12 protein-coding genes are annotated in these 15306 nt (G+C 62.0%); all 12 read left to right on the forward strand.

All coding sequences use genetic code 11. The annotated features are described in order from the left end of the window. Positions 1-49 precede the first annotated feature (49 nt). Positions 50-1549, forward strand: coding sequence for an NAD(P)H-hydrate dehydratase (locus MKS85_RS27500; protein ID WP_188252154.1), 1500 nt, complete (start codon positions 50-52; stop codon positions 1547-1549). Then, complete coding sequence (tsaE, locus tag MKS85_RS27505) at positions 1537-2007, forward strand: tRNA (adenosine(37)-N6)-threonylcarbamoyltransferase complex ATPase subunit type 1 TsaE (RefSeq protein ID WP_047227306.1); 471 nt, start codon at positions 1537-1539, stop codon at positions 2005-2007. Before MKS85_RS27500 ends, tsaE begins: the two co-directional genes overlap by 13 nt. Next, positions 2007-3437: an N-acetylmuramoyl-L-alanine amidase gene (locus MKS85_RS27510; RefSeq protein WP_047227307.1), complete on the forward strand. Its 1431-nt coding sequence runs from the start codon at positions 2007-2009 to the stop codon at positions 3435-3437. The genes tsaE and MKS85_RS27510 overlap by 1 nt, the downstream gene beginning before the upstream one ends. Further along, on the forward strand, positions 3434-5347 hold the full coding sequence (gene mutL, locus MKS85_RS27515) for a DNA mismatch repair endonuclease MutL (protein ID WP_076382898.1): 1914 nt from the start codon (positions 3434-3436) through the stop codon (positions 5345-5347). The genes MKS85_RS27510 and mutL overlap by 4 nt, the downstream gene beginning before the upstream one ends. Next, a complete protein-coding gene (gene miaA, locus MKS85_RS27520; RefSeq protein WP_160893734.1) occupies positions 5347-6318 on the forward strand; it encodes a tRNA (adenosine(37)-N6)-dimethylallyltransferase MiaA in 972 nt (323 codons plus the stop codon). Before mutL ends, miaA begins: the two co-directional genes overlap by 1 nt. Positions 6319-6409: 91 nt before the next feature. After that, positions 6410-6670, forward strand: coding sequence for an RNA chaperone Hfq (gene hfq / locus MKS85_RS27525; RefSeq protein WP_047227310.1), 261 nt, complete (start codon positions 6410-6412; stop codon positions 6668-6670). Between the two features lie 12 nt (positions 6671-6682). Further along, the gene (gene hflX / locus MKS85_RS27530; RefSeq protein WP_160893732.1) at positions 6683-7984 is read left to right on the forward strand and encodes a ribosome rescue GTPase HflX; all 1302 of its coding nucleotides are present in this window, start codon (positions 6683-6685) and stop codon (positions 7982-7984) included. Positions 7985-8069: 85 nt separating this feature from the next. Beyond that, on the forward strand, positions 8070-9242 hold the full coding sequence (gene hflK, locus MKS85_RS27535; protein WP_139048559.1) for an FtsH protease activity modulator HflK: 1173 nt from the start codon (positions 8070-8072) through the stop codon (positions 9240-9242). After that, entirely contained in the window at positions 9242-10111 is an 870-nt protein-coding gene (hflC, locus tag MKS85_RS27540; protein ID WP_047227313.1) for a protease modulator HflC, read from the forward strand. The genes hflK and hflC overlap by 1 nt, the downstream gene beginning before the upstream one ends. Before the next feature lie 313 nt (positions 10112-10424). Beyond that, positions 10425-11612: an ATP phosphoribosyltransferase regulatory subunit gene (locus tag MKS85_RS27545; protein ID WP_188252153.1), complete on the forward strand. Its 1188-nt coding sequence runs from the start codon at positions 10425-10427 to the stop codon at positions 11610-11612. A 54-nt stretch (positions 11613-11666) separates the two neighbouring features. Further along, positions 11667-12959, forward strand: a complete 1293-nt coding sequence (locus MKS85_RS27550; RefSeq protein ID WP_003186407.1) for an adenylosuccinate synthase — start codon at positions 11667-11669, stop codon at positions 12957-12959. 150 nt (positions 12960-13109) lie between these two features. Further along, complete coding sequence (locus tag MKS85_RS27555; protein ID WP_139048558.1) at positions 13110-15044, forward strand: methyl-accepting chemotaxis protein; 1935 nt, start codon at positions 13110-13112, stop codon at positions 15042-15044. Positions 15045-15306 lie beyond the last annotated feature (262 nt).

The raw sequence follows: 15306 nt of genomic DNA on the forward strand, positions 1-15306 counted from the left end.
CGGAGCTGAGATGCGTATAATTCTGCCAGACATCGGAGCCCGAAGACGCATGCCGCACACTAAAGATGATTTTCCCGACGCGCTGTACAGTGCCGCGCAGGTCCGGGCCCTTGACGCACAGCTGATTGCGGCAGGCACGACTGGCTTCGAATTGATGCAGCGAGCCGCCCGCGCCACCTGGCGCGCCATTGTCCGGCACTGGCCAGACGCCAGCGAGCTGACCGTGCTGGCCGGGCATGGCAACAACGCCGGCGACGGTTATCTGGTGGCGACCCTGGCCCGCCGTGCCGGCTGGTCAGTGCGGGTGCTGACGGTGGGTGAGCCCCGGCGTTTACAGGGGGATGCCGCCAATGCCCACGCCGAGGCGGTGGCGGTGGGTGTGCCGGTGGAGCCATGGTCGGACGAGTCCGACTTGCGCGGTGTGCTGCTCGACGCCTTGCTCGGCACGGGATTGAGTGGCGAGGTACGCGAGCCCTACGTTCGGGCAATCGACACCATCAATGTCAGTGGCCTGCCAGTGGCCGCGGTGGATATCCCTTCGGGCTTGTGTGCCGACACGGGACGGGTGCTGGGTACGGCAGTGACGGCCGACCTGACCGTAACCTTTATCGGCCTGAAGCTGGGCCTGTTCACAGGCGATGCGGCGGACCGGGTCGGTGAACTGATATTCAATGATCTGCATGCCGATCCCGACATCGTCGAGGCGGCGCCGGCCACGGCCCGGCTTCTGCAGCCCGCTAATCTGCCGGGTCTGACGCCGCGCGCGCGCGCATCCCACAAAGGCAAGTTCGGTCATGTTCTATTGATCGGCGGCGATCGAGGTTTTGGCGGCGCCATCCAGATGAGCGCCGAGAGTGCCCTGCGTTGCGGCGCGGGGATGGTGTCCATGGCCACTCGCAACGAGCATGTGACGGCTGCGCTGACGCGTTTACCCGAAGTCATGGTGCAGGGCACCCACTCAGCAAACCAATTGATGGGGTTGCTTGAGCAGGTCAGCGTGTTGGTGGTGGGGCCGGGCCTCGGTCAGGCGGCGTGGGGACGTAGCTTGTTGTCGGCGGCGGCCAACGCATCGCTGCCCCAGGTGTGGGATGCCGATGCGCTGAACCTGCTGAGCAGTGGCGCGGTCAGTTTGCCCGCGCACTGTGTGATCACCCCTCATCCGGGCGAGGCGGCGCGGCTTCTGGGTATCTCCACGGCTCAGGTGCAGGCCGATCGTCCGGCGGCGGCCCACGCATTGAGCAAAAAATACGCGGCCACAGTGATTCTCAAAGGCGCTGGCAGCCTGATTGCCAGTCCAGACGGTCGCCTGTCGGTTTGCAGCCAGGGCCATCCGGCCATGGCCACGGCAGGCCTCGGGGATGTACTGGCCGGGGTGGTCGGTGCGTTGCTCGCCCAAGGCATGGATGGCTTTGACGCCGCCTGCCTGGCGGTGTGGCTGCATGCCAATGCCGGTGCGCAAGCCGGTCAGTCGGGCCGGGGATTGGCGGCGACCGATCTGATCCCGGCCATTCGTCAGTTGTTGGAGGAGCATTCACCGTGTCTGAAGTAACCCTGTACGTGGCGGACGAACAAGCCATGACGCAATTGGGGGCGCGCATTGCGCGTACCACGGCAGGCCATGGTCTGATTTTTCTGGAGGGCGACCTCGGCGCGGGAAAAACCACCTTGTCCCGCGGCATTATTCGTGGCCTGGGACACGTCGGCGCAGTGAAAAGTCCTACGTTCACGTTGGTTGAACCCTACGAAATCGGCGACATTCGTGCCTTTCATTTTGACCTGTACCGACTGGTGGACCCTGAAGAGTTGGAATTCCTCGGTATCCGCGATTACTTCGAAGATGACGCCTTGTGTCTGATCGAATGGCCCCAGAAGGGTGCAGGCTTTTTGCCAAAGCCCGACCTGACCATTACCATTGGCGCGCAGAACGGCGGGCGTTCGTTGATACTGACGCCGCAAGGCTCGCGTGGCGAGTCGTGGTGTGCCGCTTTGGCACTGGAAACTAATTGATGATGGGGTTTGGTATGCGCTTTCGCGCGGTGGTTGCTGTCGTAGGAATGTTGCTTACGGCACTGGCCGTCGATGCTGTGGCACAGACGAAGGTCAGCAGCGTTCGTCTGTGGCGGGCGCCGGACAACACTCGTCTGGTGTTCGACCTGACGGGACCGGTGCAGCACAGCGTATTCACCCTGACCGCTCCGGATCGCCTGGTGATCGACATCAATGGCGCATCCCTGGGGGCGCCGCTGACAGCCGCCACCGCCAACACGCCGATCACGGCCATTCGCTCGGCTCAGCGCACGCCGACTGACCTGCGGGTGGTCGTCGATCTGAATAAGGCGGTTACCCCGAAAAGCTTCACCCTGGCGCCCAACGCCCAGTACGGCAACCGACTGGTGGTGGACTTGTTCGACAACCCGGGCGATGCCGCGCCACCGCCTGCGCCGCCGACCAAAGTCGCCACAGTGCCGGCGGTGCCGGTCACGCCGACCGAGCCTGCTCTCAAGCTACCGCCGGCGCCTTCCGGCAAGCGCGATATCATCGTTGTGATCGATGCCGGTCACGGGGGGGAGGACCCGGGTGCCTCTGGCTCGCGAGGGCAGCGTGAAAAGGACGTGGTGTTGTCCATCGCCCGTGAGTTGCAGCGTCAGGTCAATGGTATGAAGGGCTTTCGCGCGGAGCTGACCCGTACCGGAGACTATTTCATCCCCTTGCGTGGCCGTACCGAAATCGCCCGCAAGAAGGGCGCGGACCTGTTCGTCTCGATCCATGCCGACGCCGCCCCTTCAAAAGCCGCGTTCGGGGCCTCGGTGTTTGCCCTGTCTGACCGGGGGGCCACCTCCGAGACCGCCCGTTGGCTGGCTGACAGCGAAAACCGTTCCGACCTGATTGGCGGTGCCGGTAACGTCAGCCTCGATGACAAGGACCGCATGCTCGCCGGTGTGCTGCTCGATTTGTCGATGACCGCCTCGCTGACGTCCAGCCTGAACGTCGGTCAAAAAGTCTTGAGCAACATTGGGCGTGTCACGCCGCTGCACAAGCGACGCGTCGAGCAGGCCGGGTTCATGGTGCTCAAGTCGCCGGATATCCCGTCGATTCTGGTGGAAACCGGGTTCATCTCCAACGCCAACGAAGCCTCGAAGCTGACATCCTCCAGCCACCAACAGGCCCTGGCCCGTTCCATCAGCAGCGGCGTGCGACAGTTCTTCCAGCAGAACCCGCCACCGGGCACCTACATCGCCTGGCTACGAGACTCCGGCAAGATCGCCCAGGGGCCGCGAGACCATCGGGTCAATCCTGGCGAAACCCTGGCAATGATCGCGGTGCGCTATCAGGTGTCGCCCGCGTCGTTGCGCAGTGCCAATAATCTCAAGAGCGACGAGCTCAAGATCGGCCAGACCCTGACCATTCCCGGCAACGAAGTGGTGGTCAAGCAATGAGCGATGAACTGACCGGCAGCACTGCCCGCATCGAACTGCTCAGCCCCCGGCTGGCGAACCAGATCGCTGCCGGTGAGGTGGTCGAGCGTCCGGCGTCGGTGATCAAGGAGTTGCTGGAGAACAGCCTCGACTCCGGGGCCCGGCGCATCGATGTGGATGTCGAGCAGGGCGGTGTCAAGCTGCTGCGTGTGCGCGATGACGGTGGCGGCATTCCTGCCGACGACCTGCCGTTGGCCCTGGCGCGCCACGCCACCAGCAAGATCCGCGATCTGGAAGACCTCGAGCGGGTCATGAGCCTGGGGTTCCGTGGCGAGGCGCTGGCCTCCATCAGTTCGGTGTCGCGCCTGACGCTCACCTCGCGTACCCGCGAAGCCGACCAGGCCTGGCAGGTCGAGACCGAAGGCCGGGACATGGCCTCTCGCGTCCAGCCCGCGGCCCATCCGGTGGGCACCTCGGTGGAAGTGCGCGACCTGTTCTTCAATACCCCGGCGCGGCGCAAGTTTCTCAAGGCCGAGAAGACCGAATTCGATCATTTGCAGGAAGTCATCAAGCGTCTGGCGCTGGCGCGTTTTGACGTGGCGTTCCATTTGCGCCACAACGGCAAGACCATCCTCAGCCTGCACGAGGCCCATGATGATGCGGCCCGTGCTCGACGCGTCGGCGCGGTGTGCGGTGCCGGGTTCCTGGAGCAGGCTCTGCCCATCGAAGTGGAGCGCAATGGCCTGCACCTGTGGGGCTGGGTCGGGCTGCCGACTTTTTCTCGCAGCCAGGCGGACTTGCAGTACTTTTACGTGAACGGGCGGGCGGTGCGCGACAAGCTGGTGGCCCATGCGGTGCGCCAGGCCTATCGCGACGTGTTGTTCAACGGTCGGCATCCAACGTTCGTGCTTTTTTTCGAAGTCGATCCCGCGGTGGTGGACGTCAACGTCCATCCCACCAAGCATGAAGTACGCTTCCGTGACGGGCGCATGGTGCACGATTTCCTTTACGGCACCTTGCACCGCGCCTTGGGCGATGTGCGCCCCGAAGATCAATTGGCGGCACCGGCGGCAGTTGCCGGCATGGTCCGGCCAACGGGGCTGGAGGCTGGCGAATTCGGGCCTCAGGGCGAAATGCGCCTGGCCGCCAACGCACTGCTGGAGCAACCCCAGCCCCAGCCGACCTACAACGCCGCCGGGACCGGCGCGGGCAGCGGTTACCAGTACCAATACACCCCGCGTGCGCAATCGAGCGTGCCCGCCGCCGAAGCTCAGGCGGCTTATCGCGAGTTCTTCAAGCCCCTGCCTGAGGCCGGTGCGGCGGCGTTGCCGGACGGCCAGGGTGACATTCCGCCACTGGGTTATGCCCTGGCGCAGCTCAAAGGCATCTATATCCTCGCGGAAAATGCCCAGGGCCTGGTCCTGGTAGACATGCATGCCGCCCACGAGCGGATCATGTACGAGCGGCTGAAGATCGCCATGGCCAGCGAAGGCCTTAGCGGGCAACCGCTATTGGTGCCTGAATCCCTGGCGGTCAGTCAGCGTGAGGCCGATTGCGCCGAGGAGCATGTGAGCTGGTTCCAGCGCCTGGGCTTTGAGCTGCAGCGCCTGGGCCCGGAAACCCTGGCGATCCGGCAGATCCCGGCGTTGTTGAAGCAGGCCGAGGCCAACCGACTGGTCAGCGACGTGCTGGCGGACCTGATGGAGTACGGCACCAGCGACCGGATCCAGGCGCACCTGAACGAACTGCTCGGCACCATGGCCTGCCACGGCGCAATCCGCGCCAACCGGCGTCTGGCCTTGCCGGAAATGAATGGCCTGCTGCGGGATATGGAAAACACCGAGCGCAGCGGCCAATGCAACCATGGCCGGCCGACCTGGACCCAACTGGGCCTGGACGACCTGGACAAACTGTTCCTGCGCGGTCGTTGATGAGCCAGTTACCACCTGCGATCTTTCTGATGGGGCCGACCGCAGCCGGCAAGACCGACCTGGCCATTGAGTTGACCAAAGTGCTGCCCTGCGAGCTGATCAGCGTCGATTCGGCCTTGGTCTACCGGGGCATGGACATCGGCACGGCCAAGCCGTCAAAAGAGCTGCTGGCCGAGTTCCCGCACCGACTGATCGACATCCTGGATCCGGCCGAAGCTTACTCGGCAGCGGATTTTCGTCGCGATGCCCTTCAGGCCATGGCCGACATCACCGCCAGAGGCAAGATTCCGCTGCTGGTGGGCGGCACGATGCTGTACTACAAGGCTCTGGTCGAGGGGCTGGCGGACATGCCGGCTGCCGATCCCAACGTGCGCGCGCAGATCGAAGAAGAGGCTGCACGCCTTGGCTGGCAAGCCCTGCATGAGCAACTGGCGGTCATCGACCCGGAGTCGGCGGCCCGCATTCACCCCAACGACCCGCAACGGCTCAGCCGGGCGCTGGAGGTCTATCGGGTCAGCGGGCAGAGCATGACGGCCCTGCGACAGCGACAATCTGCGCAAAGTACTGAAGCAGCCGCTTCGGGAATGCAACAATTGCCCTATACTGTCGCCAATCTGGCCATCGCTCCGGCGAACCGGCAAGTGCTGCATCGGCGAATTGAACAAAGATTCACATTAATGTTGGAACAGGGATTCATAGACGAGGTCGTAGCCCTGCGTGAGCGAAGTGACCTGCATGCCGGGTTGCCGTCTATACGTGCGGTGGGTTATCGACAGGTCTGGGACTATCTGGACGGCAAGCTGACGTCAGCCGAGATGCAGGAGCGTGGAATCATTGCCACGCGCCAATTGGCGAAACGCCAGTTCACCTGGCTGCGGAGCTGGACTGACTTGCATTGGCTTGACAGTCTTGATTGCGACAATCTGCCGCGCGCCTTGAAATACCTTGGGACCATCTCCATATTGAGCTGAGTCCTTGCAATTGCCGTCTATCCTTGGGGGTGTGACGGCCCAAGCCATCTGATTCCGATTTTAATTATTGATCCTTAAAGGAGTGCGGCACATGTCAAAAGGGCATTCGCTACAAGACCCTTACTTGAACACTTTACGTAAAGAGAAAGTTGGGGTGTCCATCTATCTGGTCAACGGGATCAAACTGCAAGGCCATATCGAGTCTTTCGACCAGTTCGTCATCCTGTTGAAAAACACCGTCAGCCAGATGGTCTACAAGCACGCGATCTCGACAGTAGTGCCTGTGCGTGCGATTCGTCTGCCTAGCGCAACCGAATCCGAAGCCGGTGACGCTGAACCGGGTAACGCTTGATAGGAGTCTCCTTTGTTCTTTGAGCGCCACGGTGGGGGTGAGCGGGCCATTCTCGTTCACTTGGATGGACAAGACCCTGAGGCGCGCGAAGATCCGCAGGAGTTTCAGGAATTGGCACTTTCGGCCGGCGCCGAGACCGTCGCGTTTTTTAACGTGCCGCGTCATCGGCCAACCGCCAAATACCTGATAGGTAGCGGCAAGGTCGAGGAACTGCGCGACCTGGTCAAAACCGAGCAGGTCGACCTGGTGATTTTCAATCACATCCTCACGCCCAGTCAGGAGCGTAACCTCGAGCGCGTGTTCGAGTGTCGCGTGATCGACCGGACGGGGTTGATTCTCGATATCTTCGCCCAACGCGCCCGTACCCATGAAGGCAAGCTCCAGGTCGAACTGGCCCAGCTTGAGCACATGAGTACGCGCCTGGTTCGTGGCTGGACCCACCTTGAGCGGCAGAAGGGGGGGATCGGTCTGCGCGGTCCGGGTGAGACCCAGCTGGAAACCGACCGGCGCCTGCTGCGGGTTCGCCTGCGCCAGATCAAGGGGCGTCTGGAAAAGGTCCGCAGCCAGCGCGAGCAATCCCGGCGTGGCCGCAAGCGTGCTGATATCCCGACGGTTTCATTGGTGGGTTACACCAACGCCGGCAAATCGACGCTGTTCAATAACGTGACCCAGTCCGATGTCTACGCCGCCGACCAGTTGTTCGCCACGCTCGATCCGACCCTGCGCCGGCTCGATCTGGACGACCTCGGGCCGATTGTGCTGGCCGACACCGTGGGCTTCATTCGGCACTTGCCGCATAAACTGGTGGAGGCTTTCCGGGCTACGCTCGAAGAGTCGAGCAACTCCGACCTGCTGCTGCACGTGATCGATGCCGCCGAGCCGGACCGGATGCTGCAGATCGAGCAGGTCATGGTGGTGCTGGGCGAGATCGGAGCCCAGGACTTGCCGATCCTCGAGGTATACAACAAACTCGATTTGCTCGAAGGCGTGGAGCCGCAGATCCAGCGTGATGCCGATGGCAAACCGCAGCGGGTCTGGTTATCGGCCCGCGACGGCTCCGGCCTCGACCTGCTCAAGCAGGCCGTGGCGGAGCTGCTGGGCAACGACTTGTTTGTTGGCACGCTGAAGTTGCCGCAACGTTTCGCTCGGCTGCGGGCCCAGTTCTTTGAGCTCGGAGCGGTGCAGAAAGAAGAACACGACGAAGAAGGCGTCTGCCTGCTGGCGGTTCGCCTGCCTCGGGCGGAGCTCAATCGACTGGTCAGTCGCGAAGGGCTGCAGCCGATGGAATTCATCGAGCAACACACTTTGCAATAAAAGCCTGAGAAAGCTGTGTCAGGCATTCTGTAGCATTGGTCGGCGCGCCGTGGGTGCGTCTTTGCTTTATCAGATGGAGAGCGCTATGGCTTGGAATGAGCCGGGTGGCAACTCGAATAATCAGGATCCCTGGGGTGGAAAACGTCGTAACAACGGCGACCGCAAGGGGCCGCCGGATCTCGACGAGGCCTTCCGAAAGCTGCAGGAAAGCCTGAACGGTTTGTTCGGTGGTGGTAAGAAACGCGGTGACGATGGTGGTGGCCGTTCGGGCAAGGGTGGCGGTTATGGCCTGCTCGGCATTGGTCTCGTCGTGCTCGCGGCTGTCTGGCTGTACAGCGCGGTATATGTCGTGGACGAGCAGGAGCAGGCCGTGGTGCTGCGCTTCGGCAAGTACTACGAGACTGTCGGTCCGGGTCTGAACATCTATTTCCCGCCGATCGACAAGAAGTTCATGGAAAACGTCACGCGTGAGCGTGCCTATACCAAGCAGGGCCAGATGCTCACCGAAGACGAGAACATCGTCGAAGTGCCGCTGACCGTGCAATACAAGATTTCCAATCTGCAAGACTTCGTGCTGAACGTCGACCAACCGGAAATCAGCCTGCAGCACGCCACTGAAAGTGCCTTGCGTCATGTGGTGGGCTCTACCGCCATGGATCAGGTGCTGACTGAAGGTCGTGAGTTGATGGCCAGCGAAATCAAGGAGCGCCTGCAAAGGTTCCTCGATACCTATCGCACCGGTATCACCGTTACCCAGGTCAACGTTCAGAGCGCAGCGGCACCGCGTGAAGTCCAGGAAGCCTTCGATGACGTGATCCGTGCCCGTGAAGACGAGCAGCGTTCGCGCAACCAGGCCGAGACCTACGCCAACGGCGTGGTGCCGGAAGCCCGTGGTCAGGCCCAGCGCATCATTGAAGATGCCAACGGTTACCGCGACGAAGTGGTCTCCCGCGCCAAGGGTGAGGCAGATCGCTTCACCAAACTGGTGAGCGAGTATCGCAAGGCGCCTGAAGTCACCCGTGAGCGTCTGTACCTGGACACCATGCAGGAAGTCTTCAGCAACACCAGCAAGGTCCTCGTGACCGGCAACAAGAACGGCCAGAGCAATCTGCTGTACTTGCCGCTGGACAAGATGGTCGAAGGCAGTCGTAAAACCGGCACGCCACCGTCCAGCACGGCAGCGGCCAGCAATGAAGCCAATGCCCGCGCGGCGGCGGAGCAGCAGCAACAGCAAGCACGTACCAGGGAGAGTCGCTGATGAGCAATAAATCGCTGATCGCCCTTATTGTCGGTGTCGTCGTGGCGATCGCTGCCTGGAACTGCTTCTACATCGTGGCTCAGACCGAGCGTGCGGTGTTGCTGCAATTCGGTCGCGTGGTCCAGGCGGATGTCCAGCCGGGCCTGCATGTGAAAGTGCCGTACGTCAACAAGGTGCGTAAGTTCGATGCCCGCCTGATGACACTGGATGCACCGACACAACGCTTCCTGACGCTGGAAAAGAAAGCCGTGATGGTGGACGCCTACGCCAAGTGGCGCGTGAAAGATGCCGAGCGCTTCTACACCGCGACTTCCGGTCTCAAGCAGATTGCCGACGAGCGTCTGTCCCGTCGTCTTGAGTCGGGCCTGCGTGACCAGTTCGGTAAGCGTACGCTGCATGAAGTCGTGTCTGGTGAGCGTGATGCGCTCATGGCCGACATCACTCGTTCGCTGAACGCGATGGCGGAAAAAGAGCTGGGTATCGAAGTTGTCGATGTCCGGGTCAAGGCCATCGACCTGCCCAAGGAAGTGAACCGCAGTGTGTTCGAGCGGATGAGCACCGAGCGTGAGCGTGAAGCTCGCGAGCACCGCGCCAAGGGTAACGAGCTGGCTGAAGGCATCCGTGCCGACGCCGATCGTCAGCGCCGCGTATTGCTGGCCGAAGCCTACCGTGAATCGGAAGAGCTGCGCGGTGACGGTGATGCCCAGGCCGCTGCGATCTACGCCAAGGCCTATGGTCAGGATCAGGAGTTCTACGCGTTCTACCGTAGCCTGCGTGCCTACCGTGAAAGCTTTGCGGACAAATCCGACGTCCTGGTCCTTGACCCAAGCAGCGACTTCTTCCAGTACCTGGAAAAGTCCAAGCCTTGATGCGACGTTGACCTGAAGCACTCCGCCCGGCGGCTAAAGCGTCGGGCGGGGTGATCCTTTGGGAAAACGTGTGTATGATGCGGCAGCCGGGAAATTCCCGGCTTTTTTGCGTCTGCACGTTCGATTGCGGTTTTTGTTGCAGGCGTCGGGTTGAACGGCTCGACAGGTTTTTCGAGGAAAGTGCTTGGCGAGGCCGACTACAGGCCATTCGTCACGTTGCTCATGCGCGGGGTTTGCGCATGGGGCGGGCATTTTCTGCTTCACTCAAGGCTTGCCCGAGGGCTGGCCGCCCGGACCATAGGGGAATGGCGTAATGGCAACGGTAGACCGCTGGCTGCTGCCAGATGGCATCGAAGAAGTACTGCCACCGGAAGCTGCGCGTATTGAAGTAGCGCGTCGGCAGGTGTTGGATCTGTTCCAGAGCTGGGGTTACGAATTCGTCGTTACCCCGCATATCGAGTACCTGGAATCCCTGCTGACCGGCGCGGGCCAGGACCTGGATCTGCGCACCTTCAAGGTTATCGACCCGCAGTCGGGCCGGCAGATGGGCTTTCGTGCCGACATCACGCCGCAAGTGGCGCGTATCGACGCCCACACCCTGCGTCGTGAAGGTCCGAGCCGTCTGTGCTATGCCGGCAGTGTGCTGCACGCCCAGCCGCGCGCCCTGTCGTCTTCGCGCAGTCCGATCCAGCTGGGTGCCGAGTTGTATGGCGACGCCAGCCCGAGCAGCGACGTGGAAGTCATCAGCCTGATGCTTGCCATGCTGCAACTGGCCGACGTACCAGATGTCCACATGGACCTGGGCCACGTCGGCATCTATCGTGGCCTGGCGCGTGCGGCCGGTTTGTCCGGCGAAGTGGAGCAGCAGTTGTTCGATGCCTTGCAGCGCAAGGCCATCGATGAAGTGATCAGTCTGACCGAAGGCCTGCCGGCCGATCTGTCCGGCATGTTGCGGGCGCTGGTGGATCTGTGCGGCGGTCGCGAAGTGCTGGCCGCTGCCCGCGAGCGGCTGGCCCATGCGCCGGCACCGGTGCTCGCGGCACTGGACGATTTGCTGGCGATTGCCGGGCGGCTGTCGGTGCGTTTCCCCGAGCTGCCGCTGTATTTCGACCTGGGTGAACTACGCGGTTATCACTACCACACCGGTGTGGTGTTCGCGGTGTTCGTGCCGGGGGTTGGCCAGTCCATCGCTCAGGGCGGTCGATACGATGATATTGGCGCCGACTTCGGTCGTGCCCGTCCGGCGACCGGCTTCTCTACCGATTTGAAAACCCTGGTGACCCTGGGGCGTGCTGAAGTCGAGCTACCGTCTGGCGGTATCTGGATGCCTGACAGTACGGATGCAGCACTCTGGCAGACGGTCTGCCAGTTGCGCAGTGAGGGTCAGCGTGTCGTCCAGGCCTTGCCTGGGCAGCCTTTGGCCGCCGCCCGTGAAGCGGACTGCGACCGGCAATTGATTCAGCAGAACGGGCTTTGGCAAGTATTGCCGCTGGCTTCTTGAGTTTTCCTGCCGGCTGCGGCCGGCACCAAGTTTGCGCGAATGAGGACAAGTGTTATGGGTAAGAATGTCGTAGTCCTGGGCACCCAGTGGGGTGATGAGGGCAAAGGCAAGATCGTTGATCTGCTGACCGAACATGCTGCCGCCGTAGTGCGCTACCAGGGTGGCCACAACGCAGGTCACACCTTGGTGATCGACGGTGAGAAAACCGTACTGCACCTGATTCCGTCGGGCGTGTTGCGCGAAGGCGTGCAGTGCCTGATCGGCAACGGGGTGGTGGTTGCCCCTGACGCCTTGTTGCGGGAAATCATCAAGCTGGAAGAGAAAGGCGTACCGGTGCGCGAGCGCCTGCGTATCAGCCCGTCCTGCCCGCTGATCCTGTCCTATCACGTTGCGCTGGACCAGGCCCGCGAAAAGGCCCGTGGCGAGCTGAAGATCGGCACCACCGGTCGCGGCATCGGCCCGGCCTACGAAGACAAGGTGGCCCGTCGTGGCCTGCGCATCGGTGACCTGTTTCACCGTGAGCGCTTCGCCGCCAAGCTGGGCGAGTTGCTGGACTACCACAACTTCGTTCTGGTCAATTACTACAAAGAGCCGGCCATCGACTTCCAGAAAACCCTGGATGAGTGCATGGAGTACGCTGAGCTGCTCAAGCCGATGATGCTCGACGTCACTGCCGAGCTGCACGAGCTGCGTCGCGCGGGCAAGGACATCATGTTCGAAGGTGCCCAAGGGTCGCTGCTGGACATCGACCACGGTACCTATCCGTACGTCACCAGTTCCAACACCACTGCCGGCGGCATCGCCACCGGCTCGGGTTTTGGGCCGATGTACCTGGACTACATCCTCGGTATCACCAAGGCGTACACCACTCGCGTCGGTTCGGGTCCGTTCCCGACCGAGCTGTTCGATGATGTTGGTGCGTTCCTGGCCAAGCGTGGTCATGAGTTCGGCGCCACCACCGGCCGTGCACGTCGTTGCGGCTGGTTCGATGCCGTCATCCTGCGTCGCGCCATCGACGTCAACAGTATCTCGGGCCTGTGCCTGACCAAGCTGGACGTACTGGACGGCCTGGAAACCATCAACATCTGCGTGGGCTACAAGAATCAGGACGGCGCGGTCATCGACGCACCGACTGACGCTGACAGCTACATCGGTCTGGAGCCGGTATACGAGCAGATGCCAGGCTGGACTGAGTCGACCGTGGGTGCCAAGACCCTGGAAGAGCTGCCAGTGGCGGCTCGCAATTACATCAAGCGCGTCGAAGAGTTGGTCGGTGCACCGATCGACATTATTTCGACGGGGCCGGACCGCAACGAAACCATCGTTCTGCGTCACCCGTTTGCCTGATAAGTCGTTGATGTAAAACACAAAGGACCCTCGTTTGGGTCCTTTGTCGTTTCTGCCTGCCAGACGGCACGACACTTGCTATACACCATGAATAATAAGTGCTTCTTGTGAAGTGCCATCAAATTAATGGCGTTAGTAGAGGGATTCCCTGTGTCGGCCGTTCTCTCATTGTTACAAAGCCGCCTGTTGCGGCCTGTGTTCGTTACTCTTGGTGTCGCCCTTTTGGTGCAGGTGCTGGTCGCTGTCGCGCTGACGCGAAGCACGGTCACTGCGCTGGAGGCAGATCTGGAGGCGCGGCTCGGCGGCGACAGCCAGAAGTTGTCTGGCGAACTGGAGCAGGCCGGGCGTGAAGTGACGTCGAGCCTGGACAGCTTGTCTGCCAGCACTCGTCAGCGCCTCACCGCCGGTTTATCTACGCGGCTGAAGGATGAGCAGGCACAGTTGCGGGCGACGCTGGAAAAATCGCTCAAGGACTCTGCCAATGATATGGCGCAACTCCTGGCTTCGGTTGCGCCCCGCGCCATGTGGGACAGCGACGTGCCTGCGCTCTCCGAGTTTGCCCGTCGGGCCCAGCGCAATCCCAACGTACTCTTCGTCATTTATGACGACGCCACCGGCCAGCACCTGACTCGCTACCTGAATCGGGAGAACCCGATCAACAAGGCTTTGTTGGAGAAAGGCCAGGGCGACCGGGCGCTGGACAAGGTGTTGGACGCGGCGAAGAACGACCCTTCGGTGTATTACCTTGAGGCCTCGATCAACCCCAACGGCGTAGAGATCGGCAAGGTGTTGATGGGTGTTTCCACGGCCTCCGTTGAAGCTGACTTGAAAGCGTTGGACCAGCGCTTCTCGGCCTTGATCGCCAGTGGCGACCAGTTGGTGGGCGATAGCCTCAAGGGTGCGGCAGCCGACAGCGCCACGGCAATGCGCGGGCGCCTGGAGTCGGCTCAGTCCACCGCGACGCAAATGCAGGCCAACACCGCCACCACCGTGCAGGACGCTGCGGGCACTTTGCGCTGGCGCATCGGCCTGGGTCTGGCGCTGGTGGGGTTTGGCGTGCTGGTGCTGCTGGCTGTGGTGTTGGGGCGGCGAGTGGTCAATCGTTTGAAACTGTTGATTGCCGCGATGAACGATCTGGCGGCGGGTGAGGGCGACCTGACCAAGCGCGTGCAAATCAGCAGCAAGGACGAAATCGGCGAGATGGCCTCGGCGGTCAATCGTTTTGTGGATAAGTTGCAGCCCATCGTGCGAGAGGCGGGGGATGTGGCCCAGCGCACCGGTGTGGAAATCGGTGCAATGACCTTGCGTAACTCCGGTGCCGATGCGGCGGCCGGAATGCAACGTGATGAAGTGGCCGAGAGCTTGCGGGCGCTGTCGCAGATGGCCGATGAAGCGCAATCGGAAAGCCAGGCGATGCAGGCTGCCTTGCAGCAGGTGGTGGAGATTCGCAAGGCTACCGACGAAAACACCCGAACCTCGGCCAAGGTCGGTGGTTTGATCGAAGCGCTGGCAGGGCAGGTCGATACGGGGGCAAAAGTCATCGAGCGGCTGGCGCAACAGAGCGAGCAGATCGAAGTGGTGCTCACGGTCATTCACGGCATTGCCGAGCAAACCAACCTGCTGGCTTTGAACGCGGCCATCGAAGCGGCGCGGGCCGGGGAAACCGGGCGTGGGTTCGCAGTGGTTGCCGACGAGGTGCGGGCGCTGGCAAGCAAGACCCAGAGTTCGACCGGCGACATCCAGGCGCATATCGTCGCGCTGCAGCAGGGCGCTCGCGAGGCGGTGGCTGCCATCGGCCAGGCCGGGCGTCAGGCCAGTGAGGGGTTGTTGGTGTTGCGTGACAGCGCGCGCTTGCAGCAGTCGGTACAGACCTCTGTAGAGCAGGTGCATGCGGCCATCGGTCTGGCCACGCAAGCGGCGGCTCACCAGGCGCAAGGTGCGCAAGCGGTGCGTGGGCGGGTGGAAACCATTCACGCCCAGGCCGAGAAAGCGGCTCAGGCTGTGGTCGAGACCACGGCCAGTGGCAAGGTATTGGATAGTCTGGCGGCGCAGTTGAAGGCGAGCCTGGGGCAGTTCCGGGCTTGATGGGCTGGCCTCATCGCGAGCAGGCTCGCTCCCACATTGATCCACTGTGAACAGAGTATCTGTGAGCGCTGGAGATCCCGTGTGGGAGCGAGCCTGCTCGCGATAGCGGTTTCAGTGGCTCAGAGGCATCTTGTCGTGAGCGAATAAATCGCCAACCCCAGAAACGCAAAAACCCGCTTTCGCGGGTTTTTGTGAGTTCAAGGCCGTAACCTTGAAGCTTGAATTGGTGCCCAGAAGAAGACTCGAACTTCCACGACCTTGC

This window comes from Pseudomonas sp. JL2 (assembly GCF_031570495.1).
Taxonomy (GTDB): domain Bacteria; phylum Pseudomonadota; class Gammaproteobacteria; order Pseudomonadales; family Pseudomonadaceae; genus Aquipseudomonas; species Aquipseudomonas rhizophila.